Origin of the sequence: Shewanella sp. 10N.286.45.A1, from assembly GCF_041470405.1 — a bacterium.
GTDB lineage: Bacteria > Pseudomonadota > Gammaproteobacteria > Enterobacterales > Shewanellaceae > Shewanella.
Map to the genome: position 1 here is coordinate 13,561 of NZ_JBFRMK010000074.1, position 23,136 is coordinate 36,696.

The window sequence follows — 23,136 nt, forward strand, 5'->3', positions numbered from 1 at the left end:
GCCGTTGCAATTATTTAAGTGATCTAAGATAAACTATTGATTGAAAAGTTAATCGCTTTATCTCTGTTTCTCTTTGGGTTAGTTTTAGGCAAGCCTTATACACAGATTATAAAAAAGAAACTATGGAAACGATTCTCATCGTTGATGATAACCAAGCAGTATGCAGTGCTTTATCGCTGATGCTGGAATTACATGGCTATCAAACACTGACCTGTTTGTCACCTGAAGTGGCATTAGAGTTAGTGCAACTGCATGATATTGCACTTGTTGTACAGGATATGAATTTTACCCAAGACACCACCTCGGGTGAAGAGGGCGTATCGCTGTTCTATGCTATAAGAGCCTTGCAGCCACAGCTACCGATTGTATTGCTAACGGCTTGGACTCAGCTTGAAGTGGCTGTTGAGCTAGTTAAAGAGGGGGCTGCCGATTATATGGGTAAGCCTTGGGATGATGCTAAGCTACTCACCAGTATCGGTAACTTGATCTCACTACACACCTTAACCAAAGCCAATGCAAAACTTGCACGAGTCGATAACCAGCGCATGGCGGCGATAAAAGATGCTGATCTCTGCGGCATTGTATTTAACAGCGGCGCCATGCAGCGTTGTGTTGATTTAGCCTTGCAAATAGCCCGCAGTGATGTGTCTGTGCTGGTGACCGGCCCCAATGGTGCAGGCAAAGATAAATTGGCAGACATTATTCACGCCAACTCCAACCTGAAACATAAACCCTTTATTAAGGTCAATATTGGCGCATTGCCGATGGAGTTACTAGAGGCTGAGTTATTTGGCGCAGAAGCGGGAGCCTTTACTGGCGCGACCAAAACGCGTATCGGTCGTTTTGAGGCCGCAGATGGCGGTACGCTATTTTTAGACGAAATTGGCAACCTGCCTTTATCTGGCCAAGTAAAACTACTGCGAGTGCTGCAAACTGGCGAGTTTGAGCGTCTTGGGAGTCATCAAACTCGTAAGGTAAAGGTTAGAGTCATAAGCGCCACCAACGCTGATTTGATCAATGATATTCAAGCTGGCCACTTTCGAGAGGACCTGTTTTATCGGCTTAATGTGATTGAACTGGCGTTGCCTGCGCTTAGTGAACGAAAAGATGATGTTATCCCGCTGGTCAATTACTTTATCGGCGCTGAATTTTCATTGAGTAAACATACACAGCAAACACTAGAGGCACATCATTGGCCGGGTAATGTACGTGAGCTTGAAAACGCCTGTAAACGTGCAGTGATTCTAGCCCAGAGTCGTACCTTGAGTGCTGATGATTTTGGCCTGATAGACTTAGACGTTGCAGCTAGTTCACAAACGGTTGAACAGCTTAGTTTCAATCAAGCAAGCCCCAAGCCCCAAGCCGCGCAGGTGGAGGGAAATTATCAAGCTGTTAACTCATCGACTGATGAGAAAGCCAATATTCAAGCGGCGTTAGATAGCCATAATGGGGTGATTGCACGGGTCGCAAAATCACTGGGCTTAAGCAGACAAGCACTCTATCGACGCATGGAAAAATATGGCATTGAAAAATAAACCTAGTAGCCGCATGAGTGGGATTTCTCTACGTGCAAAATTGATTATTGGTAGCGGACTGGCAACGGCTGTAGGGCTAATGTTGTCGTTGAGCTTATTGCTATGGTTTGCAGAGCCGGCAGTATCACAAACGGTTGTTAAACAATTTAGTTGGTTGCTGCTGATCATTTTTGGGTTATCTATCAGTTTCGCTATTACGGTGAGTTACCTATTGACCCGCAATCTAGCAACTAGCTTAATGGCACTTGAAGTGGGCTTGCTCAATTTTAAAGATAATGATTTTAGCGTGAGCTTGCCCGTCGGTGGCGATAAACAGCTACAAGCGCTAGCCGTATTGTTTAATGAGTCAGCCGAAGCATTGAGGAAAGAGCGTCAGTATATTTATCAACGTGAGTTGCTGCTAGATAAGGTGATTCAAAGCTCACCAAATGTGATGTTGCTGCTAGATGATGAGCAGCGGGTTATATACGCCAACGATGCTGCAAGGCACCTGTTTAACCAAGGGCTTAGAATAGAGGGAATTGAGCTTAATGTACTCATTGAGCAGGTTGCTGATGAGTTAAGCGCTGCACTTGCAAACCCTAAAGATGGCTTGTTTTCGTTAAGTGCTAAAGACAGTGAATCAAATGGTGATGGAGAGCCTGAAACATGGCACTTGTCTCGGGGACAATTCCTGTTGAACGGTCAATTTCACCACCTTATTTTACTGAAACAGATGACGCGCGAGCTCAATCGCCAAGAAGTGGCAGTGTGGAAAAAGGTGATCCGCATTATTAGCCACGAGCTGAACAATTCAGTGGCGCCTATTGCTTCTATGGTCAACTCAGGGCGAATGATCACCAAAGATCTTGATGATCCTAAGCTTAAACTCATTTTTGATACTATCGAAGATAGAACCAGTCACCTTAGCCAGTTTATCTTTGATTACGCGCGTTTCGCTAAACTGCCAGTGCCCAAAAAGAGCCTGGTCGATTGGCATAAATTAACTGAACAACTGCAGCAACATTATCGATTTTTCCTTGAAAATGAGTTGCCAAGCTCTAGGGTTGAGTTCGACTTGATACAGATGGAACAGGTGTTACTGAACCTGTTAAAAAATGCCCATGAATCCGGCGCTGCAGCTGACAGTGTCAGCTTGTCGATTGTCGATTCTAGCTTGTCCGATGGTACAAAAGGCGTTTACATTGAAGTTAACGATCACGGTTCAGGCATGCCCGCTGAAGTCCTTAGGCAAGCATTGCTCCCCTTTTACTCTACCAAACAGTCTGGAACAGGGCTTGGTTTACCTTTATGCCGCGAAATTATAGAGGCGCATGATGGGCACATTAGTTTGCAAAACCGCGATGATAAAGGGTTGTGTGTCAGGTTGTGGTTACCTAAGTAGCGACTTCAGCGCTAAATGAAACTCTCTGGCTGACCAATTAAAGCTAACGGGCTGCTAGCGTTAGCACCGCTTACTAATACGACACCAATAACGAATATACTTTTTACCTGCTAAGGCTATTAAAATCGCCTTAGCTATTGCCGTTGTCTACCCATAGAACCTACACTGAAGCCACATATAAAAAAAATAACTGTTTCAAATTCAGTTACATTTCATTGAATTTGCAAGCACCTAAGCGCGAGCAACAGATTCTGGGACGAACCTATGCCAAACTACCTTAACTGCACCGCATTTAAATTAGCACTGTTGTTTTCATCTATGGCACTCATTAGCGCGTGCGAAAAAGAATCAATTAAAATTACTCCTAAATTGGTTGTCGTTGAAAAGGTCGCTACTGCAACCGTGCCCTTGTATGGCAATTATGTCGGTGTCACTAAAGCCTCACTGGATGTTGAAGTACGGGCTCGGGTTGACGGTTTTGTTGAAAACAAGAGCTTTATTGAAGGTAGCGCCGTTAAAGCGGGGGCGCTGTTGTATCGTATCGATAACCGCCCCTATGTCGCGGTGGTTAATCGCTTAAGCGCTAATGTTGAATCGCAGCAATCGGCACTTGAAAAAGCACAACGCGATGTCGAGCGTTTAAAACCATTGTATGAGCAGGATGCGGCCAGCCAGTTGGATTTCGACAATGCTCTTTCGGTACTATCCCAAGCCAAATCTAGTGTCGCAGCCAGCAAAGCACAGCTTGAAGAGGCAAAGCTTGAACTCAGTTATACCGAGATTAAATCACCAATTAGTGGCTTAGTGAGCCGCTCAGAAGTTGATATCGGCGCGCTTGTTGGGAGCAGCGGTCAATCATTATTAACCCGAGTTAAGCAAGTTGACCCTATCTATGTCACTTTCAACATGTCGGCGCTGGATTACCTTAATGCTCGTCGCCGTATGACCAGTTATAAAGAACAACAAGTCGCGGAGTCAGAGGGGAAGGCGGTTGAAGGCTTCGTCACCATCACTTTACCCGATAACAGCGAGTATCGATATTTGGGTGATGTTGGCTTTACTGATCCATCGGTAAATCCTGAAACGGGAACCTTTCAGGTAAGGGCGGAACTCCCTAACCCAGATAAAGAGCTACTTCCTGGTCAATATACCAATGTAAGGATCAAACTCAGTGAAGTTGATGATGCGATAGTGATCCCTAACAAAGCCACTCAAGTCGAGCAGGGTGGGGTTTATGTAATGGTGGTACTGCCTAACAATAAAGTTGAGCGTCGCTTTATTGTGGTTAAACATCAAATTGAGATGGGCGTGGTGGTTCAAAGCGGATTAAAAGCTGGCGAGCAAGTGATTGTTGAAGGTATGCACCGTGTGCGCCATGGGCAGCTTGCTGAGCCATTAACAGCAGAGCAGTACTATCAGAAAGAGGATCTGAAACAAAAAGAGCAAGCATTGAAACAGCAAGAGCTTGAGCAGGAACAGGAGGACAACTAATGGCACAGTATTTTGTTAATCGTCCGGTTTTTGCCAGTGTCATCTCGATAGTCATTGTGCTGTTAGGGCTGATCGCCATGTTTCAATTGCCCATTGATCAATATCCTTACATTACCCCGCCGCAGGTAAAAATATCAGCATCTTACCCAGGGGCAACGTCAACAACTGCAGCTGAATCAGTAGCGACGCCATTAGAGCAAGAGCTTAATGGCCTGCCAAATATGATCTACATGAGCTCCAAGAGCACTAACTCTGGTAGCTCCAATGTCACCATTACTTTTGATGTCGGGACCAATCCAGATCTTGCGGCGGTAGATGCACAAAACTCTACCCAACAAGCAACGGGCAGTTTACCTATTGATGTGCAAACCGAAGGGGTATCTGTTTCCAAAGAGGCCTCGGTTGAGTTACTTAAGCTGGCACTCACCTCTGAAGATGAGCGCTATGATGAAATTTACCTAAGTAACTATGCCACCATCAATATTGAATCGGCGTTAAAGCGTATTCCTGGGGTTGGCCGTGTCCGTAACACTGGCTCGCGCAGTTATTCCATGCGAGTGTGGCTTAACCCCGACACGATGACGGGCTATGGATTAACAACAACAGATGTTATTGATGCGATTAAGGCTCAAAATAAGGAGTCTCCCGCTGGTAGTATCGGCTCGCAGCCTAATGCAGACACGCTAAGCATGACATTGCCTATAACGGCGGCCGGGCGGATGAGTAGTGTGCCGCAATTTAATGAAATTATTGTGCGAGCCAACTCCGATGGTTCAATCATACGACTGCGTGATATAGCCAACATTGAGCTGGGTTCATCAGCGTACACTTTGCAATCTCAGCTGAATGGCAATAATGCCACTATTTTACAAGTGTACCTATTGCCTGGTGCCAACGCGCTAGAAGTAACTAAAAAAGTTAAAGCAGAGATGGCAAAGCTGTCGCAAAAGTTCCCCCAAGGGATGAATTGGGAAGTCTTTTTTGATGCCTCTGTGTTTATCGAAAACTCCATTGAAGAGGTCGTGAAAACGCTCATAGAAGCGTTGATACTGGTTATCTTAGTGGTGTTTTTGTTTCTGCAAAACCTTCGTGCCACCTTAATTCCGGCCATTGCTGTGCCCGTTTCATTAATCGGTACGCTTGCGGCAATGCTTGCTTTTGGCTTTACCATTAACACCGTCAGTTTATTAGCACTGGTGTTAGCCATTGGTATCGTTGTTGATGATGCGATTGTGGTGGTAGAAAATGTTGAAAGGTTAATGCACGAAAAAGGCTTAAGCCCTGCTGAGGCAACTAAAGTGGCGATGAAAGAGCTTTCTGGCGCCCTCATTGCAACCAGTTTGGTGCTTGCGGCGGTATTTGTACCTGTCTCTTTCTTATCTGGCATCACCGGCATCATGTACCGAGAATTTGCTGTGGCTATTACTGTTGCAGTGCTCATCTCTACCGTTGTCGCTTTGACTCTTTCTCCGGCATTGTGCGCCTTATTGCTTAAGCCAGGCGACAAAGCGACCTCCGGGTTCTTTAAATGGATGAATGATCATTTAGATACTGCTACAGCCAAGTATGTTGGTTTGGTAGTGTTAACCAATAAGCATGCTAAGCGCAGTTACTTGATGTTTGCACTGATGGTGGGCGGCGTGTATCTGATCATGAGCTCTTTACCGTCGAGCTTTATGCCTGATGAAGATCAAGGCCGATTCTTTATCGATATGTCATTGCCTAATGGCGCAACGGTTAATCGCTCGCAAGATGTGCTCAAAAAAGCCGAGGCGATAGTGTTGGCTCACCCTGCCATTGAATACTCCTTTACACTTGCTGGCGAGAATCGACGTTCAGGTTCTAACCAAGCTAACGGGCAATTTGAGGTTATTCTTAAACCTTGGTCTATTCGTGCTGATAGTGACGCTACAGTGCAAAATGTGATGGATGATATTAGGCATGAGCTACATGATGTACTAGAGGCGGAGTTTAAAATCTACTTACCTTCAGCTGTCCCTGGACTAGGTAATGGCTCTGGGGTGGAAATGGAACTGCAAGATACATCAGGTAGTAATTTTAAGGGGCTGATGGAAACGGCTGATGATCTGGTGGAGGCACTAAAGCTACAACCTGAGATCGCTACCGCAGGACTGTCTTTACAGACCGCAATCCCACAACTGCATTTGAGCGTTGATGAAGCTAAAGCGATGGCAATTGGGGTTAAGGTGTCTGATATCTATGGCACGATTAAAACCTTTACTGATTCATCGACGGTGAATGATTTCAACCTCTTCGGTCGGGTCTACCGGGTAAAAGTGCAAGCTGAGGAGCAGTTCCGGCAATACCCTGAGCAGATTGAGGACTACCATGTTCGCTCTTCATCGGGAGCGATGGTACCTATTGGTGTGTTGGCTAAGTACGACTACTCCGTCGGTCCGGCTGCTGTTACTCATTATAATATGTTCACTAGTGCGTCGATTAATGCATCGCCTGCAAAAGGTTACGCTTCAGGTGATGTGATTAAAGCAATCGAGCGAGTTGCTAAACCTATGCTCCCTGATGAATTTAGTTACGAGTGGACGGGGATCACCTATCAAGAGGTGCAATCTGCTAACCAAACCGCGATAGCAGTGACACTGGCTATGCTGTTTGTATTTCTATTTTTGGCTGCGCTCTATGAGAGTTGGACTTTACCCATCGCAGTACTGCTGATTGCTCCTATTGCGATGTTAGGTGCCTCATTGGGCACGCTTATCAGTGGTATGGAAAGTAATCTGTTTTTCCAAGTTGCCTTTATCGCACTTATCGGTATGGCGGCTAAGAACTCAATTTTGATTGTTGAGTTTGCCAACCAGTTACATCAAGAAGGTAAGAGCCGTTTAGACGCTGCCCTGGAAGCTGCCAATATGCGCTTTAGACCCATTCTAATGACCTCTTTGGCATTCATTTTGGGCGTATTGCCATTAGTGCTGTCGGTTGGCCCTGGCGCCGTAAGTCGGCAAAGTATCTCCATTCCAATTTTATGCGGGATGATCTTCGCAACCACCATTGGCATAGTGTTGGTGCCGCTATTTTTCGTGACGACGGCTGGCTGGGTTCGCAGTAAGATTAGCGGTAAATCTGCTACCGCGGAGGTGTCGACTCATGCCTAAATCAATAAACTATCAGCAGCAAAAGGCGATAACCTCGGGCTCACCTTGGTCTTACTTAAAAACCTTCAAGCCCAAAGGCATTGCACTTAGCATGGCATCAAGCATGTTATTGCTTTCTGCTTGCGCTATGGGGCCTGACTATCAAAGGCCTGAGCTGGATATACCGCAACAATATCTTGATGAGTTACAGCAAACCGATGGGCAGAATGTCGGGCTTAAACACTGGCGTGAGTTTTACCTCGACCCAGAGTTACAGCGTCTAATTGAACATGCCCTTGATCAAAACCTTGATTTGGAGGGCGTTCGTTCAAGATTATTGGCTGCTAGGGCCGGGGTTACAGTAACTGATGCTGAGTTATATCCGGTGGTTGGACTCAAGGGCAGTGGTGAGCGGGCGCTAGATAGCGCATTAACCAGTACCAATCCCGTGGAAGAAGATACTTTTTCCGTTGCTGGTACGGTTTCATGGGAACTCGATCTTTGGGGAGCGAATCGTCGCCGTAGTGAAGCTGAATTTGCTAACTTTATCTCATCTCAAGAGGCACTGAATCTAGCCACTATCAGTCTTATTAGTGATGTGGCTGGTCGTTACTATGAATGGCTTGATATTGAGCAGCGTTACCAAATTTCACTTAATACCGCTGCACTGCGTAAAAAGGAGCGAGATCTTGCAAGGTTACGTAAGCAAAATGGCGTGATATCCGGTTTGCAAGTCAGGCAAGCTGAAGTGGAGTATCAAAGTGCCAAAGTCACATTGCCTGATCTCGATTATGAACGCAGTGAAAAGGCTAACCAGTTACGGATCTTATTGGGAGAGTTTAAGTATCCATTAACACCTAAAACCGAAGCGCAGTTAAAAGCTGAAGGTGCGTTGTTCCCAGACTCATTTGCAGTGGGTATACCTTCTCAAATGCTATCGCAACGTCCTGATGTTAAAACAGCAGAGCAAGCTCTTATTGCTGCCAACGCCAATGTTGGAGTCGCTAAGACCGCTTTTTTCCCAAAATTCACCATCAGTGGTAGCTATGGTTCAGAGTCTTCAAATCTGAGTGATATTTTTGATAGTGAAGGGGTAACGTGGTCACTACTCGGTGGTATAACAGCGCCAATATTCAACTCTGGTAAGATTTCGGCGCAATATGATATTGCGCAAGAGGAAGCAAAACAGGCGATGCTCAAATACAGGAGTACTGTGCTTGCAGCCTATTTTGAAGTTAATGATGCAATGAACAGTTTTAGGCGTTCAGAGTTAGCCATTGAAGCGCAGCAAGAGTTGGTTGAAGCATCAACAGAATATACGCGCTTAGCCATGCTGCGTTACCGTAATGGCGTGTCTAGTTCATTAGATTTGATGGATGCCCAGCGTAGTTTGTTTAGTGCTGAGTTGACGTTAAGCCTGGTAAAACGTGACCGACTGTTGTCAATGATTACTCTGTACCGTGCATTAGGCGGTGGGGTGTTAACCAGTGAAGAGATGCAAACTGAACTTGAGAAAGAGTCACTATAGTGTAAGCGTTGAGTGGTGTTATTTTTAGTTAGTTGCTCCTTTTCGTGAGCAATCATCAAGGAGGAATGATGAGTTTGAGTGCAGGAAAATACGATATGGTTCGATTTGTGTTGCTGGTTGGCGTGCTCGGTTGGGGAGTTTCCACCGCAGTGATCGTGCAGTTAATTCAGATGATTATGGGAGACATGTCGTTTTTTGATGGGCTTATATCCTCATTGATCATTTTTCCTATAGCAGGGATTCTATTTGGATATAGTATGTGGCGAGTCAAGCTTGCTAAGTCTTTTGAAGGGTAAATATTTGTTTGCTTTATTGTGCCTATAGCCCTCTCTTGCGAGTAACTTTCAAGTTAAACAGGATTTAGACAGGAGTCTTTATGTTTTATCGTTCTCGATTATCGAAGCCCTTTTTATTGGTAATTTACATCACTTTTGCCACAGTTGGGGTTTTTCAGGCTGGCTACCTCATTGGTTTGGCTGCGTACTCAGAGGATTTTAGTTTCAGTGCTATTAACTCATTACAGATTAGCCTACTTGGATTGGGATGTTGGGGGATATTTGAATTGGTAAGAAAGCTAAAGAAAATGACTCTAGAACCTCAGTAAAAGTCGCAAGTAAATATGTTTTAGCCGATACCTCCCATGCTGATTAAATCCTCTTAAACACAATAAAGGCCAGCATTTGCTGACCTTTCATTATTTTACAGTTAAAAATTACTTAGCTAACTGAAAAGGGTATTTTTGAGCTCCGCTGCTGGGATTTTAAATGGCTCGATTAACCTAGGTGGCCTAAGTACTAACGCACCTTGGCAGTTGTTACAGGTGAAATGCATTTTTTCACTGCAGCTTTTGCAATAGGTGCATTCGAAAGAGCAGATATAAGCGACCTCTTTTCTCGCTAGCTTGGTCTTGCAGCACTCGCACTCTGTTTTCATTCTTAACATAAATTCACTCCCTTGAATAACTAAGCTACTTCTACTTCTACATCTAAAATTAAAACACTGGTAACAAGGTTTTTCTCTTCCATGAGCTTGTTACTGTTATAGCCACAATTAGGCTTTCATTGCATTCCAAAACATCGAAAAGCTTGCCTGCTTGTGTGTTTCACTTTGCCACTTATCTGGGTGGTCTAAGAAGTACCTTGTCGCGGCCAAATACTGACCGTGGCAACCTTCTAGCATCAATGATAGCGGATAATTCGCTAGAACGCCTGTTTTTTGACCAAGGGTGATCAGTTCGCCCATAAAGCTCAATATTCCTGTCATTGCTTGCTGCCTGACTTCTACTGCAATTGAAGGTGACATGGAATATTGCTGAAAGAACTCCTGTTTTAACGGGTTGGCAATCGCCCAATCGATAGCAACTTTCCACAGGTGTTCAGCGTTTAACTGCAGATCTCCCTTGTTGCTCGATTTTGACTGTATTTCAGTTGCAAGCTCCTGCTTTATATTGAGAAAGAGATAGTTCATCAATTCATTTTTTGAAGCGAAATGATGAAATAGCGTCCCTGTTGCCACTCCTGCAGTTTTGGCGATAGAGGCGGTTGATGTGGCATAAAAGCCCTGGCTGACAAAGAGTGTCAGCGCAGTGTCTAGTATGGCTTGTTTTTTATCTATTTTACTCATCAGTGAGATTATCCTAATGCTTTAGCGCAGGAAAAACTTTGTCAGCAATTGTTGCAATGCTCCGCCGTAAGGAGGGTGGACTAGCTTACCAGTATTAAAGAACTTGCCACGCTTGAGAATCGTTTTAGCATGACTGAAGGTCAAGAAGCCCTCTTTACCATGGTAGTGTCCCATTCCTGATGGACCGATACCACCAAATGGTGCGTCATCCGCGGCAACATGAAATACGGTTTCATTAATACAAACGCCGCCAGAGTGAGTGTGGTTCATGACTTTCTGCTGAGTCGCCTTATCAAAGCTCATTAAGTAGAGTGCTAATGGACGCGGGCGTTGATTTACGTAGTCGATGGCTTCATCTAACTGGCCGTATGGGATAACGGGCAGTAATGGACCAAATATCTCATCTTGCAGCAGCAACATGTCGTCAGTCGCGCCAGTAATGAGCTGTGTCGGGACTTTACGTTTATCGGTATTAATGGCTTCGTCATTGGCACTTACTACGGTTGCACCTTTTGCTTTAGCATCATCGAGAACTTGCATTACACGGTCAAACTGACGTTGGTTGATGATACTGCCATAGTCTTTGTTGTCACTGACTTGGCCATACATCTTGGTAAACTTTCTTTTATAAGCCTGCACAAAATCATTGAGTTTTTCTTTGGGCACTAGCACGTAATCGGGTGCGACACATATCTGGCCGGAGTTAAGACATTTACCGTAGATCATGCGCTCTACAGCAATATCCATATCAATATCGTCGGCTACGATAACCGGTGATTTACCACCAAGCTCTAAGGTCACAGGGGTAAGGTTTTGCGCTGCACTGCGCATAACGTGACGACCAACGGTAGTGGAGCCAGTGAACAGCATATGGTCAAACGGTAGCGATGAGAATTCTGCTGCAACATCAGCTTCGCCTTCAACGCAGGCAACATGGTTTTGATCATAGATGCTTGCAAGCATGGCAATCAGGACTTTGTTGGTCTCTGGGGTAAATTCTGACAGCTTTATCATTGCTCGGTTACCGGCAGCTAATGCGGTGATCAGAGGGCCTACCGATAGCATAATAGGGAAGTTCCAAGGCACGATTATACCAACGACACCAAGCGGCTGGTATTGCACTTTAATGCTTGCCGGAGCGAGCAATAGGCCTGCATGCCGGCGACTTGGTTTCATCCACTTTTTCAAGTGTTTGAGACTGTAATTGATGTTGTTGATACACGGCATGATGTCAGAGATATTACTGTCATCAATTGAACGGTTACCATAATCACGGTTTAACGCCTGAACCAGTTGCTCTTGATAGGCTAATATCGATTTTTTTAGGCTCTTGAGGTGCTCAATTCTAGCCTCGTAGGACGGAGCAGGCTGTGCGAGATACTGAGTACGCTGGGCGACTAGAATATCTGATAAAGTCTGTGTTGCTTGTTGTTGAATTGGCATGTTCATTTTCATCGCTCCAAAGAGTGCTTTTTAAATAACCGACTGATTAGTCGGTCTGATAATAATCCACTTTTTTGTAAAGGTCAAATATCAGTGTGTTTTGTGAGCAAGATCAACTTCACTTAACTAAACTGCACTAAAATGAATGAAGTGGATACATCAACAAAGGAGATAAAGATGAGTGATAAAACACATGGAATATCAGTGGGGATAGAGCGGTTCGATAACAAGTTCCACTTGAGCTTTACCGCGAAGGGCAAGCTGACTCATCAAGATTATCAGTACATGGTACCTATGATTGAGTCCGCTTTAGCTGGTGTTGAACATCCAGAAATCAATGTTATTGCTGATGTCACTGAACTCGATGGTTGGGAGTTAAGAGCTGCATGGGATGATCTTAAACTTGGGTTAGCTCACGGGCGGGAGTTTAAAAAAATCGCGGTGGTCGGTAGTGGTAACTTTCAGGAGTGGATGACAAAAATTGCGGGTTGGTTTACCCCCTATGACGCTAAGTTCTTTGAAGATCGGGAGCAAGCATATAAGTGGTTAAAAGATTAAAGTTGAACGAGTTAATAATTTTTTACTCAAACTATTAAGCTGTTAGTTTGTGGCTGTATAGGCTGCGATGTGTAAAGTCTTTATGCTAGCGATTCAGCTTTGATGTCCGCGATGAGTTAGAACGAATGACTAAAGTGATTTGCGGTCACAGCAAAGCCTAAGTAAACAATGTTTGGAGGAATTCGATATGCGTACTCGACAAATATTATGCCCCACAGATTTTTCTGAAACTGCTTCGCATGCACTAAAATATGCGATTGAGATGGCTAACCTTTACCACGTAGGTTTACGTTTAGTTCATGTTATTGACCAGCCTGTAGGACTCGAGAACTATCAAATACTCACAGTGACTCCAGAGGAGCTTTCTAAGAGTATGGAAGATAATGCCGCTGAGCAGATGCATGCCTTGTTAGCGGAGCTTAATAGTGATTTGTCGGTAGAGAGCGTTATTCGTCATGGCGTTGCTTCGGAGCAGATCCTTAAAGAAGCGGAATGTTCAGAAGCTGGGATGATCGTTATTGCTAGCCATGGACGTACTGGGTTATCTCATTTCTTGGCCACCAACGTTGCAGAAGCGGTGGCCAATCGGGCTACGTGTCCGGTGTTAGTGGTGAAGTAGTCCAATCAAACAAGTTAAGGAGTGGCTATGCGTACTCGTCAAATTCTATGTCCAACAGATTTCTCTATAACCGCGTCACATGCGCTCAGTTATGCGGTAGAGATGGCAAATTTGTATGGCGTCAGTTTAAGGTTGCTACATGTGATGAGCGAGCCATTTAATGAGCATCACTATGGTTTAGCGGTTGAAGCAGTGGCAGAGCTCGAGCAACAGATAACGTCATTTGCGACTGAAAGCTTGCAAAAAATTCAGCTCGATATACAGGCTGAACTCAATCATGGTCTCAATGTACAAACCGTGATCCGTAGTGGCGATGTGTTAACTGAAATTTTAGCTGAATCAGAGCAGGGGGAAGTCGGCATGATCGTGGTTGCTAGCCATGGTCGACAAGGCATTGCTCACCTTCTTAATCCTAATATTGCCGAGGCATTAGCAAATAAAGCTAAAACCCCGGTGTTAGTGGTTAAATAAGCTTGCTCGACTCATTAGAGCGTTAGTGACGAAAGTTTACGATGTTCACCCTAAAAGCTTGACCCAGGTTGCTGCAAAAATGCCAATTCTGCAGCTGTAGATGTGCGACCTAAAATCGCATTTCGATGCGGGTAGCGGCCATACTGTTCGATAATCGCTTTGTGCCTGCGCTCAAACTCAAGATTTCCTTGAGCGGCTTCTCGACTAAATAATCGCATTGCTATTTCATGGACGGTAAGAGACTCACTGTGCATGTAGGGCATGAATAAAAACGGTACTTGTTTGGCTTTAAGTTCGCTATCGCTATTTAGCGCTACAGCTTCCTGTGCCAGCACTAAAGCTATCGGATCGGCAGCAAAAGATTGTGGTGTATCGCGATAGATATTACGCGAAAACTGATCTAACACGATAATTTCCGCTAAGCGTCCCTCTGGTGTTGCTCGCCAATGATAAAGCTCTCCAGCAACGGCTTGTTTTAGTACTGTTTCAAAACGCTTTTTTATCAGAGTATCCAATTCGCTATCTTTTACCCACCACTGTTTTGGTTCAATCTCATCGAACCAAAAATGCAATATAGTATCGGGTGTTACTGGCACATTATCCGTTATTTTATCCATGATTAAATCCAATTCCTGTGGTCATTTTGAACAAGGGTAAGTGAACGCTCGGCGATATTACGGGCATCGATGACTGATATATAGGGGAGTTTAATACTGCCACTCGCTAGCCCAATTTCAAGGTTGGCTAACTGACTGCGCTTTTGATTCGGGCTTTGGCTCATAGCAACATGCTGAACTTTACTCAAGGCGACAAGTTGCCAAGAATGGCCGAGTAACCCCGAGTGAAACCATAGATTATCCCCTTCAATAACATACCCATATTGGCGATATCTTAGGTAGATCCCAACACAAAATAGACTGGCTGCAATCCATAGGATCTCGGTATATATGTCTAAACCATGAAAGTAAGTATTAATTGCGGGAACCAGCAGCGGCAGTAGACCACGCCGCCAGAACCAGCCTAGGTGGATATGTTGGTAGGCTTTAGGCAGTGTGGTGGAGGTTGCCTCAATGCCTTTTAGTTTTGGTAGTAGTTCAGCAATGTTGCTTCTAGACATTGTTGGTACCAACATATTACTGCTGCCACGTTGCTCAAATTCATGACCTTTTACTTGTTGGAAGTAAACCGTCCAACGCTTAAAGAGCCGACCGACTAATGGTTGGTAGAGCTTAACCACCTGAATGCGTCTTATCGCTAAAGCATCATTTTGCTTGGCGATAACCCCACCAGTACGGTGTAAAGTATTTCCGCTACGACTCAAACGATAGGGAAAGTATTTCAACACCGCTGATGTCATCGAGATAATTGAAAACAGTAAGTGGAATAAAGTTAATGCTATTACTGCAAAGGTTATTTGCAAAATGAAGCTGATAGCGATATTGGCATTGTACCAACTCCAGAAAGCTTGCACGGATTGCAGGTTTTCCATCGACTCCCAATCGAGTTGACCAAATAGTGGACCTAAGATGACGGCTAACCAAATAGCGTTGTTCTGATACAGCCCGAATAGAACCAGCTCCTTAAAGCTTTTTCGTACGACAGTATTGTGTTGAGTTTCCGCGGCTCTCGCGCCAACGTCATCGCGACTGGTTGGGCTTTGCTGCTCTTGCTCGGTCATCAAACGCTTTTTCAGCGCTAGCGCTTCTTTGTAGTCAAGGGCTGAAAGTTCCGCTTCATTCCCTTTAGAGCCAGCGGTTTCTACCACTAGGCTATAGAGCCCCATTGGTCGAAAATAAAGAGGTTGCTGCAAACGAATATTTTGAATTTTATTGAAGGGGATCTCATCCACCTTCTTGAAGATAATGCCGTGCTTAATATTCAGTTTGCAGTCATCAATCTTGAATCTAAACTTGAGCCACTGCAGCACACTGTAACTGAAGATTAATACTAGGGTTAACAGCGCCACAATAATAACCCAAGGGCTACTAAAGCCCTGTTGCCAACCGGTGTAAACTAATGGGATCAGCGCGTAACCATTGCTCAATAACTGCTTAATCGCGAACAGGGTGAAGCTAATAACGGACCAAGCAGATAGTGATGACCAGTCTGCAAATTTATTGCTCATGGCGTGCCTCTGCCTCTGCCTCTGTCTCTGTTACTGCTGGCAGCTTAGTTGCGAGTTCATCATTACTATCTGATACTTCAGTGAGCTTTTCATTTTGCTCTATATTAGCTTGCTGCAGATGGTCTTCTTTAGTTGCTGACTGCTCTGTTATGAGCTCATCTGCGCTATTAAGCACTTCTGTTTGGTCATCGTTTAGTTCTGTATCTGCTTGCTGCGGATCGGTTAAGTGAGCCTTGGCTGCTTGGGCGAGTAAGTGTTGGCGTAAGTGCTCGGCGGTATGCTGTTCTATACCGGGAAGTTCTATTTCGGCACTGCCGCTACCAGCGCTAAAACACTTTAAGGTAAATAGGTTAAAGTGCCGCTGCAGTGGTCCCTGAGACAGACTGACATGCTGCAATCTAGAGTAGGGCAGTGAGGTTCGTTTATGCCACCAGAGACCCTTTTCCATTAAAAATTCATGTTCACATACACCATAGCCCAGCTTTTGTGCTTGTCTATGACTAAGATAACCAATGGCAAACATTAGCAGCAGAACAGCGGTGATGACGAGGATGACATAAGTTACGCTCAGTACACCGGGTAAAATGGTGGCGAGTGAGGCGACAGTAACGCCAATTAATGCAATAAATAAACTCTCATAGAGCACTTGGGTGTAGTAACGTTCATCTATTTTTTGCAGCTTAACGTCTTCAAACCCTTGCCATTGTGCCTGAGTGACTAAATGATGCGACGCATAACTGGCATGCTCTCCGTCTTTGTGAACATCGGCTTGTTCGGCTTGACTGTGTGACTCTACTGGTGAGCTAGTATTTTCCAAGTGTGAATCATCCATTTCATTACTCATTTTACACGCATTAACTTCATCGACTATATCAGCATCTAGCAATTAACTGCCAGCGTGAGACATATTTGGCAACATATTGACCAAGTCTGCTTGTTATTTACAGCAGATAAAGTAGTTTAATGGTTATAACGTTATGAAGATTAGACTTAATGAACCCACAAGCAACCGCCTCAAAACAGCAGATAGCATTTTACCGTAAGCTTTTTATCGCCCATCAAATAAGCACAGATAAACACAACCTGTTGTCGCTGCATAAGCTGACTAATATGCCGAGAAGAACTTTACAAGATGCGATAGCCGCGTTTATTGATCTCGGTATTGAGTGTGAGTTTGTACAGCAGGGGGAACGCAATAATGCTGGTTATTATCGAATAAATAGTTGGGGAGCTATTGATAGTGCATGGGTGAGCAAACATCAGGCTGAAATAGCGTCAGTGTTAAGCGCTTAAAGAGGTTGCACCTAAGTCCAACCTTTCGCTTAATCTTATTGCTCTATCAACAGTTAAAGTATCAATGTTTCGCCATCAGCAGGTATTAGTACTTTATCTGCTAAACCATGCCGTTTAAGCACTTGGCTAAAGGTTTGCCTATCTGTCGGGCAATGGTTTAATGCTTCCATATGGTTGGCAATGACCTTATTTGGTGATAGGGCAATAAATTCCAACACCTCCTTGCTCGACATCAACAAAGGTTGACCAACATCCATCTGCGCCTCGCCCGCCGCGACCACGGTTATATCTGGTTTGAGTTCAGCTAAAGCCCGCTTAATATTGTCTGTTAATACGGTATCGCCGCTAATATAAATACTAGGTTCATTAGGCAACTCAACAAAGAATCCACTGCCGTTAGCCATCACTTTATGGATCCAACCATGACCATGTTGTGCTGGAATAGCAGTGATCTTGCCACCGAGAAAATCGATACTTTGCCAGTCTTCAACCCCATTTTCGACCCTAATCGCGTATTTCTCTAGATAGTCCTTATCTTTTGCAGGTGTGGTGACCGGAATATCACGCCTCACCAGAAACTGCTCGCCTGCAGCATCTAGATGATCTGAATGTTGTAGAGGCTTAAAGCCTAAGGTCTGGCTATGGGTCAAAATAGTATGAGTGACTTTATTTAACAGGCTTGCAGCATTTTTTGGTAGTTCAACGGTTGGGTTTTTCTTTGCTTTAAAGCGCATGACTGAAAAAGGAGGAATACTCCCTTTAGCACCTAACATAGGGTCGATGAGAATAAAGTGCTCGCCAGACTCAATGACAAAAGTCGCGTTGCGTAGATGATGAATTTTCATAGTCTATCCTGTTTAAAAATAGCTGAACTGATAGCGGGAATTATAGGGAAATTGAAATCCGTGCAATACTGTCCTAAAGGTCACCTTACGCTCATATTGGGTCATTGAATGAAACATAAACAATATAAAATGGCGATACTCGCTTTTGATGGAATAAGTGCATTCCATCTGTCTGTGCCCTGTTTAGTTTTTCAGGATATGTTCATCGAAGATTACCAGCCGTTCGATGTGAGCATCTGCAGCATCAGTAGCAAGCCACTCAAAAATAGCAGTGGCTTTACCTTGCAAACCAAGGAGCAGCTTGAAGCGTTAAGTTGCGCTGATATTGTCATTGTCCCCAGTTGGCCTAGTGATGTACCGTCGGCTCCGGCTCATTTACTCAAAGCTCTAGTCGAGGCACATCGAAGAGGCGCCTTACTGGTTGGCTTATGTTTAGGGGCATTTGTGCTCGCCGAGACAGGTTTACTGAACGGCCAAGCTGCCACAACACACTGGGCTTACAGCCAAGCATTTAAAAGTCGATTTCCTGAAGTTCTATTCGACAGTGAACCACTATTTATTGAGCATGAACAAATCGTCACCTCTGCGGGCATCGCGGCAGCCCTCGACTGTTGCTTGCATCTATTACGGCGTTTTGTTGGTAATGAGGTTGCAGCTGATCTGGCAAGGAAAATGGTGACAGCGCCATTTCGCTCTGGTGGGCAGCAGCAATATATTCCACTGCCTATACCTGATAAGCCGCTTGGCGAGACGAGTTTCTCTAAGGTGATGGAGCTGGTTGAGCAACAGCTTAATCTGCCGATTAAGATTGATGAAGTCGCTGCACGCTGTGCCATGAGTAGGCGTACCTTTACCCGTCATTTTAAAGCAATATATGGTTGTACTTTTGGCGAATGGTTGCTCAATCAAAGGTTAAAGTTAAGCCAGACTTTGCTGGAAACCTCTTCTACCTCAATAGCATTGGTCGCAGAGCAGTCTGGTTTCGGCTCACAAAGTGTCTACCGCAAGCATTTTAAGCAGGCATTTAGTGTCTCTCCAACCCAATGGCGAAAGACATTTTCTGGCTGACTAAATTAATACAAAATTAAGTATTACTATTTAAACTTCGCGATCCTCACTTTATTGGGGATAATGACGCTCTTTTTTAGAACTATCTCCGTTTAACTCGAGGAACCGTAAGTGCTCGCCAATGTCTCAGCTCTACAATCGAAATTAAAACTCATCGATAACAGCAAGGTTTTTCAAGGCTTTGTTATTTTTGTCATCATTGTTTCAGCCCTTTCAATTGGGGCACATACTTATCATCTGCCTGGTTGGATGGAAAAGAGCCTAGTGCTGCTTGATCTTGGTATCACTGTCTTTTTTGCGGTTGAGATTGTTATTCGATTTCTCGCAAGCGATGGTCCGAAGCGCTTCTTCAGTAGTGGTTGGAATATTTTCGACACCATCATTGTCATTGGTAGTTTAATTCCTGCTGGTGGCTCGGCAATTTTACTGGCAAGGTTGCTGCGTATTTTCAGGGTATTACGATTGGTATCGATGATCCCAGAGTTGAGAATGCTGGTAAACGCACTGCTAAAAGCGATACCGAGAATGGGGTATATCGCGCTGCTAATGTTTGTCATTTTCTATATCTACGGCGCGATTGGCAGCATGTTATTTGCCGATATTAATGATTTTTTATGGGGCGATGTCTCCGTGGCAATGTTAACGCTGTTTAGGGTATCGACCTTTGAGTCATGGACCTCGGTGATGTACGAAACTATGGCGGTTTACCCATTGAGCTGGCTCTATTATTTGAGCTTTATTTTTCTGACCGCTTTTGTATTTTTAAACATGATGGTAGGTGCAGTACTTGATGTCATGACCCAAGAAACAGCGGCAATGCGTGCTGAAGATGAAGCTAATACTGACATACCTGCAAGTGAGCAACCCGCCAGTGCGGCCGACGTTGCTGAGCTAAAACAGCAGATTGAAGAGTTGAAAGGATTGCTACTACAAAAGGCTGGGTAACTCGCTATTCATATATTTTCATATTGTTGGTTTATTGGTTCATATCTGCTCCCAAAGCTATTAATAACTTGGGAGTAACATTTGTCTCAAATAACACAATGGGATGATGATTATGAAAACTGCACATGCTTTGATGCTTGTAAGCCTAACCGCAACTTCAATGGGGACTGCACTTGCGGCTGATAACAATGAGCTATTTGGTGGCCAGCTAAGTGGTAACGTTAAGTTTGCTACTGACTACGTTTTTCGCGGCGAGTCTGAAACAATGGATGGCGATGTTCCCGTGGTACAGGGCACGTTAGGTTGGGGCAACGATGATGGTTGGTACACCGGTGTTTTTGCATCAAACATTAAGTTTGCAGACCCTAATCTTGAAATCGTCACCGCCCCTTATATTGGTAAAGCTGGTAGCTTTGGTGATAGCGGTGTGACTTACGATGTTATGGTGTTTTCATATCTTTATCCGGGCGCTTCTTACTCAAACTACACTGAATTATGGGTCAAGGTTGGAAAGCAGTTTGGTCAGGCAAATGTGACCTTAGAAGTAACTCCTACTATTGACGATTGGTTTGGCGTAGAGGGTTGGCAAGGCGTCAACTATGCCGTTCACCCAAGCTATGACTTTAACAATGGAATTAAGGTCTCAGGATCATTTGGTTACCAAGATCTTGATGGTGAAGGCGCTGAAGGCTGGACGCATTGGAACTTAGGTGTTGAAGCCAGCTACGTAGGGTTGAATTTTGATTTGCGTTACCACGGCAGCTCAGTTGATGAGTCACACCTAGTGTATGGTACGCAAACAGAGATCTTTGATGATCGTGTGGTCTTTGGCTTAAGTAAGAGTTTTTAATCTATACCCTGATAACAAGAAACCGACTGAATAAAGTCGGTTTTTTGTTATCAGGGTTACCTAAGCTGGAAGTAACGCTGGAATATTAGGGGCGGTTGATAAATAGGGATGTGGACTTGCGGCTACATTCTGTCTATATCCACTCTCGTTGGCTGGGTTTTGAAACGATTTATTCTCGGTAACTGAGCACGGCGGTGTATGCCTTGGTTAAATCTCTGTTAATTGTCACTGAAAACAGGCATCTTGAGGTTGAACGGGTATATAATGTTGCGTTAATACAGTGAAGTAAAATACCGAAACAGTTTTTCGTCGCGGTTGGTAGAGGTGATATATGGGCTATAGGGTGCTGGTTGTTGATGATGAAGCTGTCATTAGAGCTAGATTAAAAGGCTATTTTGAGAAAGAGGGCTATCAAGTCGTCGAAGCTCAAGATGGTGAGCAGATGTGGCATGAGTTTGAGCGGCAACACATCGATTTGGTCATGCTCGATATTAACCTACCAGGCACAGATGGCTTAAGCCTTGCTCGCGAACTACGAAGCCGTGGTGATGTTGGGATTATCTTAGTGACTGGCCGTGATGAGACAATCGATAAAATCGTTGGTTTGGAGATGGGCGCAGATGATTACGTCACCAAACCGTTCGAGTTAAGGGAGCTGTTAGTTAGGGTTAAAAACTTACTGTGGCGTATATCCTTAGTACAAAAAGCGAAAGACGAAATTGCGGAAGCTGCCGACCCTAATGACAATGTCATCGCTTTTAACGACTACATTCTGGAGCTGAATAGCCGCCAATTAAGCTGTAACGCAGAGGTGATTAAGCTGACCAAAGCTGAGTTTGAACTGCTCACCGCTTTTGCACTGCATCCGCAACAAGTGTTGTCACGAGACCGACTGATGCAGCAAACTAGCCACCGTAATCAAGACGTTAATGATAGAACCATTGATGTGATTATCAGACGGTTGCGTAATAAATTATCTGCTGAGCTATTTGTTACAGTACATGGTGAAGGCTATCTATTTGCCGCCAAGGTTAAAGATTAGAGCTAGAGTTGGATGAGCGTAAATAGTAAAGCTAATTAGTCGACCTCGTTTACGCGATAGATGGGGTAATAGTCAGCCGGAGCTAAGCTGGTTTTTAGTACCTGCTTATTAATATTACCGATACTCTGGCTCTGAATTTTTGGGCCAATATCACCAAAGGCTGTAGCGCCTTGAAGCTCTTTTACTGCCACATCAATGGCGAGCATACCTTGTATAACGACTAAGTCATCATTACTAAATTCAACCCGATCCCGATAGATCCCACGAAGAATCGCCGGTGAGAGGTAACTGCTAACCAGTTTGATATCATCTTCAAGTTGCAGCTGCCTTAAAATAGCAACTGCAGCTTCAATGGCTACTGCACTGCCTAGAATATATTGTGGTGTTTGGTTGCTTAGGAGACTCTCAATTTCATCGCGATACAAATTACGATTGTTGTCAGCGTGACGCACAGCTGAAATCGTCACTTGGCTGTCGATCAGCGCAGCGGTTAACCCTTGTTCAACTAAGCCACTGCCGCCTTGTTTATCGGGGCCAGCTAACAGTGCAACTTGGGTTGGTTGAATGGTTTGACTACGTATATATTGACCGGCTTGAAAGCCCATTTGATACCAGTTTACCCCAATCCGGGTGCTAACTTGTTTGCTGTCTAAACGATTGACTAAGGCGATAATGGGTTTGTTGATAGGTGGTCGATAGAGCTCGAGTATGTCTGGGCGGACTGCGCCAAGCAAGATCGCATCGTAGTTGTGCTTCATGCAGTTGTCGAGCTGAGTTAACTGTTTGTCCAGCGCGTAATATCCACCGGCTTCAAACACTGCTAGATGTAAGTTCAGCTTTTTAGCTTGCTCTACTAATCCATAGTTAATACCAGTCCAGTAGCTATCTTTTAAATGCGGCATCAACACGCAAATCCGCCAGTCCTTTTTGGCTTGAGCAAGTGGAGTATATTGTATTGATGTTGTTTGCTGAATGGTTTGATCAAAGGGCTGTCGCTGCTCAAGCGACCATGTAGGCACGGTAACTGCTGCATTGACTAATGGGCTGACGAGTGACAGCGCAAGTAGTACACTTTTCCATTGCAGTAAAGCTTTCGCCATAGTTAACATCCCTTTGTTTCGTGCTAATGTTAGATACTAATGTTAGATATTGTAACAGCATAGCGTAGAAGAGTGAGTCCTTTGTCATTATCCTTATTGCCGC

At 44.4% G+C, this 23,136-nt stretch carries 22 protein-coding genes; 14 read left to right on the forward strand and 8 right to left on the reverse strand.

Annotation, left to right across the window (positions count from 1 at the left end; genetic code table 11):
* Window positions 1–122: 122 nt before the first annotated feature.
* The 6 genes from AB4238_RS06345 to AB4238_RS06370 all read left to right on the forward strand — a co-directional run bounded on the left by AB4238_RS06345 (window position 123) and on the right by AB4238_RS06370 (window position 9,347).
* On the forward strand, window positions 123–1,535 hold the full coding sequence (locus tag AB4238_RS06345; protein WP_372032298.1) for a sigma-54-dependent transcriptional regulator: 1,413 nt from the start codon (window positions 123–125) through the stop codon (window positions 1,533–1,535).
* On the forward strand, window positions 1,519–2,919 hold the full coding sequence (locus AB4238_RS06350) for a PAS domain-containing sensor histidine kinase (protein WP_372032299.1): 1,401 nt from the start codon (window positions 1,519–1,521) through the stop codon (window positions 2,917–2,919). Before AB4238_RS06345 ends, AB4238_RS06350 begins: the two co-directional genes overlap by 17 nt.
* Window positions 2,920–3,183: 264 nt before the next feature.
* Window positions 3,184–4,410, forward strand: a complete 1,227-nt coding sequence (locus AB4238_RS06355) for an efflux RND transporter periplasmic adaptor subunit (protein WP_372032301.1) — start codon at window positions 3,184–3,186, stop codon at window positions 4,408–4,410.
* Complete coding sequence (locus AB4238_RS06360) at window positions 4,410–7,544, forward strand: efflux RND transporter permease subunit (protein ID WP_372032302.1); 3,135 nt, start codon at window positions 4,410–4,412, stop codon at window positions 7,542–7,544. Before AB4238_RS06355 ends, AB4238_RS06360 begins: the two co-directional genes overlap by 1 nt.
* Window positions 7,545–7,635: 91 nt before the next feature.
* On the forward strand, window positions 7,636–9,051 hold the full coding sequence (locus tag AB4238_RS06365; RefSeq protein ID WP_372032331.1) for an efflux transporter outer membrane subunit: 1,416 nt from the start codon (window positions 7,636–7,638) through the stop codon (window positions 9,049–9,051).
* Window positions 9,052–9,116: 65 nt separating this feature from the next.
* A complete protein-coding gene (locus tag AB4238_RS06370) occupies window positions 9,117–9,347 on the forward strand; it encodes a hypothetical protein (protein WP_346347808.1) in 231 nt (76 codons plus the stop codon).
* 424 nt (window positions 9,348–9,771) lie between these two features.
* On the opposite strand, the gene AB4238_RS06375 is transcribed toward AB4238_RS06370, so the two are convergent.
* The 3 genes from AB4238_RS06375 to AB4238_RS06385 all read right to left on the reverse strand — a co-directional run bounded on the left by AB4238_RS06375 (window position 9,772) and on the right by AB4238_RS06385 (window position 12,123).
* Window positions 9,772–9,993 carry a DUF1272 domain-containing protein gene (locus tag AB4238_RS06375; protein ID WP_079891913.1) on the reverse strand — a complete coding sequence of 74 codons (222 nt, stop codon included), beginning with the start codon at window positions 9,991–9,993 and terminating at the stop codon, window positions 9,772–9,774.
* A 108-nt stretch (window positions 9,994–10,101) separates the two neighbouring features.
* Window positions 10,102–10,674, reverse strand: coding sequence for a TetR family transcriptional regulator (locus tag AB4238_RS06380; protein WP_372032304.1), 573 nt, complete (start codon window positions 10,672–10,674; stop codon window positions 10,102–10,104).
* Window positions 10,675–10,695: 21 nt separating this feature from the next.
* The gene (locus tag AB4238_RS06385; protein WP_372032305.1) at window positions 10,696–12,123 is read right to left on the reverse strand and encodes a coniferyl aldehyde dehydrogenase; all 1,428 of its coding nucleotides are present in this window, start codon (window positions 12,121–12,123) and stop codon (window positions 10,696–10,698) included.
* A gap of 171 nt (window positions 12,124–12,294) precedes the next feature.
* On the opposite strand from AB4238_RS06385, the gene AB4238_RS06390 reads away from it, so the two are divergent.
* The 3 genes from AB4238_RS06390 to AB4238_RS06400 all read left to right on the forward strand — a co-directional run bounded on the left by AB4238_RS06390 (window position 12,295) and on the right by AB4238_RS06400 (window position 13,765).
* Complete coding sequence (locus AB4238_RS06390; protein WP_248973290.1) at window positions 12,295–12,675, forward strand: STAS/SEC14 domain-containing protein; 381 nt, start codon at window positions 12,295–12,297, stop codon at window positions 12,673–12,675.
* Between the two features lie 187 nt (window positions 12,676–12,862).
* Window positions 12,863–13,294 carry a universal stress protein gene (locus AB4238_RS06395; RefSeq protein WP_372032307.1) on the forward strand — a complete coding sequence of 144 codons (432 nt, stop codon included), beginning with the start codon at window positions 12,863–12,865 and terminating at the stop codon, window positions 13,292–13,294.
* Between the two features lie 27 nt (window positions 13,295–13,321).
* Window positions 13,322–13,765, forward strand: a complete 444-nt coding sequence (locus tag AB4238_RS06400) for a universal stress protein (protein WP_248973289.1) — start codon at window positions 13,322–13,324, stop codon at window positions 13,763–13,765.
* A gap of 50 nt (window positions 13,766–13,815) precedes the next feature.
* Here AB4238_RS06400 and AB4238_RS06405 read toward each other — a convergent pair whose 3' ends face one another.
* The 3 genes from AB4238_RS06405 to AB4238_RS06415 are packed head-to-tail and all read right to left on the reverse strand — an operon-like array spanning window position 13,816 to window position 16,722.
* Entirely contained in the window at window positions 13,816–14,382 is a 567-nt protein-coding gene (locus tag AB4238_RS06405) for a DUF924 family protein (RefSeq protein ID WP_372032308.1), read from the reverse strand.
* Window positions 14,383–14,384: 2 nt separating this feature from the next.
* Window positions 14,385–15,890, reverse strand: coding sequence for a PH domain-containing protein (locus tag AB4238_RS06410; protein WP_372032310.1), 1,506 nt, complete (start codon window positions 15,888–15,890; stop codon window positions 14,385–14,387).
* Window positions 15,880–16,722, reverse strand: coding sequence for a PH domain-containing protein (locus tag AB4238_RS06415; RefSeq protein ID WP_372032311.1), 843 nt, complete (start codon window positions 16,720–16,722; stop codon window positions 15,880–15,882). Before AB4238_RS06415 ends, AB4238_RS06410 begins: the two co-directional genes overlap by 11 nt.
* 161 nt (window positions 16,723–16,883) lie before the next feature.
* Between AB4238_RS06415 and AB4238_RS06420 the strand changes: the two genes are divergently transcribed.
* Window positions 16,884–17,183 carry a winged helix-turn-helix domain-containing protein gene (locus AB4238_RS06420; RefSeq protein WP_372032313.1) on the forward strand — a complete coding sequence of 100 codons (300 nt, stop codon included), beginning with the start codon at window positions 16,884–16,886 and terminating at the stop codon, window positions 17,181–17,183.
* A 53-nt stretch (window positions 17,184–17,236) separates the two neighbouring features.
* Here the strand turns inward: AB4238_RS06420 and AB4238_RS06425 are convergent, their stop codons facing one another.
* A complete protein-coding gene (locus AB4238_RS06425) occupies window positions 17,237–18,028 on the reverse strand; it encodes an MBL fold metallo-hydrolase (protein ID WP_372032315.1) in 792 nt (263 codons plus the stop codon).
* A gap of 108 nt (window positions 18,029–18,136) precedes the next feature.
* Between AB4238_RS06425 and AB4238_RS06430 the strand changes: the two genes are divergently transcribed.
* The 4 genes from AB4238_RS06430 to torR all read left to right on the forward strand — a co-directional run bounded on the left by AB4238_RS06430 (window position 18,137) and on the right by torR (window position 21,933).
* Window positions 18,137–19,096, forward strand: a complete 960-nt coding sequence (locus AB4238_RS06430; RefSeq protein WP_372032316.1) for a GlxA family transcriptional regulator — start codon at window positions 18,137–18,139, stop codon at window positions 19,094–19,096.
* Window positions 19,097–19,207: 111 nt separating this feature from the next.
* Entirely contained in the window at window positions 19,208–20,041 is an 834-nt protein-coding gene (locus tag AB4238_RS06435) for an ion transporter (RefSeq protein ID WP_372032318.1), read from the forward strand.
* A 103-nt stretch (window positions 20,042–20,144) separates the two neighbouring features.
* Window positions 20,145–20,891: a TorF family putative porin gene (locus AB4238_RS06440; RefSeq protein WP_372032320.1), complete on the forward strand. Its 747-nt coding sequence runs from the start codon at window positions 20,145–20,147 to the stop codon at window positions 20,889–20,891.
* Window positions 20,892–21,222: 331 nt separating this feature from the next.
* Complete coding sequence (gene torR, locus AB4238_RS06445; RefSeq protein WP_372032321.1) at window positions 21,223–21,933, forward strand: two-component system response regulator TorR; 711 nt, start codon at window positions 21,223–21,225, stop codon at window positions 21,931–21,933.
* Between the two features lie 35 nt (window positions 21,934–21,968).
* On the opposite strand, the gene torT is transcribed toward torR, so the two are convergent.
* On the reverse strand, window positions 21,969–23,033 hold the full coding sequence (gene torT, locus AB4238_RS06450) for a TMAO reductase system periplasmic protein TorT (protein ID WP_372032322.1): 1,065 nt from the start codon (window positions 23,031–23,033) through the stop codon (window positions 21,969–21,971).
* Window positions 23,034–23,136: the final 103 nt, after the last annotated feature.

Excerpts from the sequence above, each read along its gene's own strand:
- AB4238_RS06345 (WP_372032298.1), top strand. The coding sequence starts at position 123 with ATGGAAACGATTCTCATCGTTGATGATAACCAAGCAGTATGCAGTGCT.
- AB4238_RS06350 (WP_372032299.1), top strand. The coding sequence starts at position 1,519 with ATGGCATTGAAAAATAAACCTAGTAGCCGCATGAGTGGGATTTCTCTA.
- AB4238_RS06355 (WP_372032301.1), top strand. The coding sequence starts at position 3,184 with ATGCCAAACTACCTTAACTGCACCGCATTTAAATTAGCACTGTTGTTT.
- AB4238_RS06360 (WP_372032302.1), top strand. The coding sequence starts at position 4,410 with ATGGCACAGTATTTTGTTAATCGTCCGGTTTTTGCCAGTGTCATCTCG.
- AB4238_RS06365 (WP_372032331.1), top strand. The coding sequence starts at position 7,636 with ATGGCATCAAGCATGTTATTGCTTTCTGCTTGCGCTATGGGGCCTGAC.
- AB4238_RS06370 (WP_346347808.1), top strand. The coding sequence starts at position 9,117 with ATGATGAGTTTGAGTGCAGGAAAATACGATATGGTTCGATTTGTGTTG.
- AB4238_RS06375 (WP_079891913.1), bottom strand. The coding sequence starts at position 9,993 with ATGTTAAGAATGAAAACAGAGTGCGAGTGCTGCAAGACCAAGCTAGCG.
- AB4238_RS06380 (WP_372032304.1), bottom strand. The coding sequence starts at position 10,674 with ATGAGTAAAATAGATAAAAAACAAGCCATACTAGACACTGCGCTGACA.
- AB4238_RS06385 (WP_372032305.1), bottom strand. The coding sequence starts at position 12,123 with ATGAACATGCCAATTCAACAACAAGCAACACAGACTTTATCAGATATT.
- AB4238_RS06390 (WP_248973290.1), top strand. The coding sequence starts at position 12,295 with ATGAGTGATAAAACACATGGAATATCAGTGGGGATAGAGCGGTTCGAT.
- AB4238_RS06395 (WP_372032307.1), top strand. The coding sequence starts at position 12,863 with ATGCGTACTCGACAAATATTATGCCCCACAGATTTTTCTGAAACTGCT.
- AB4238_RS06400 (WP_248973289.1), top strand. The coding sequence starts at position 13,322 with ATGCGTACTCGTCAAATTCTATGTCCAACAGATTTCTCTATAACCGCG.
- AB4238_RS06405 (WP_372032308.1), bottom strand. The coding sequence starts at position 14,382 with ATGGATAAAATAACGGATAATGTGCCAGTAACACCCGATACTATATTG.
- AB4238_RS06410 (WP_372032310.1), bottom strand. The coding sequence starts at position 15,890 with ATGAGCAATAAATTTGCAGACTGGTCATCACTATCTGCTTGGTCCGTT.
- AB4238_RS06415 (WP_372032311.1), bottom strand. The coding sequence starts at position 16,722 with ATGGATGATTCACACTTGGAAAATACTAGCTCACCAGTAGAGTCACAC.
- AB4238_RS06420 (WP_372032313.1), top strand. The coding sequence starts at position 16,884 with ATGAACCCACAAGCAACCGCCTCAAAACAGCAGATAGCATTTTACCGT.
- AB4238_RS06425 (WP_372032315.1), bottom strand. The coding sequence starts at position 18,028 with ATGAAAATTCATCATCTACGCAACGCGACTTTTGTCATTGAGTCTGGC.
- AB4238_RS06430 (WP_372032316.1), top strand. The coding sequence starts at position 18,137 with ATGAAACATAAACAATATAAAATGGCGATACTCGCTTTTGATGGAATA.
- AB4238_RS06440 (WP_372032320.1), top strand. The coding sequence starts at position 20,145 with ATGATGATTATGAAAACTGCACATGCTTTGATGCTTGTAAGCCTAACC.
- torR (WP_372032321.1), top strand. The coding sequence starts at position 21,223 with ATGGGCTATAGGGTGCTGGTTGTTGATGATGAAGCTGTCATTAGAGCT.
- torT (WP_372032322.1), bottom strand. The coding sequence starts at position 23,033 with ATGGCGAAAGCTTTACTGCAATGGAAAAGTGTACTACTTGCGCTGTCA.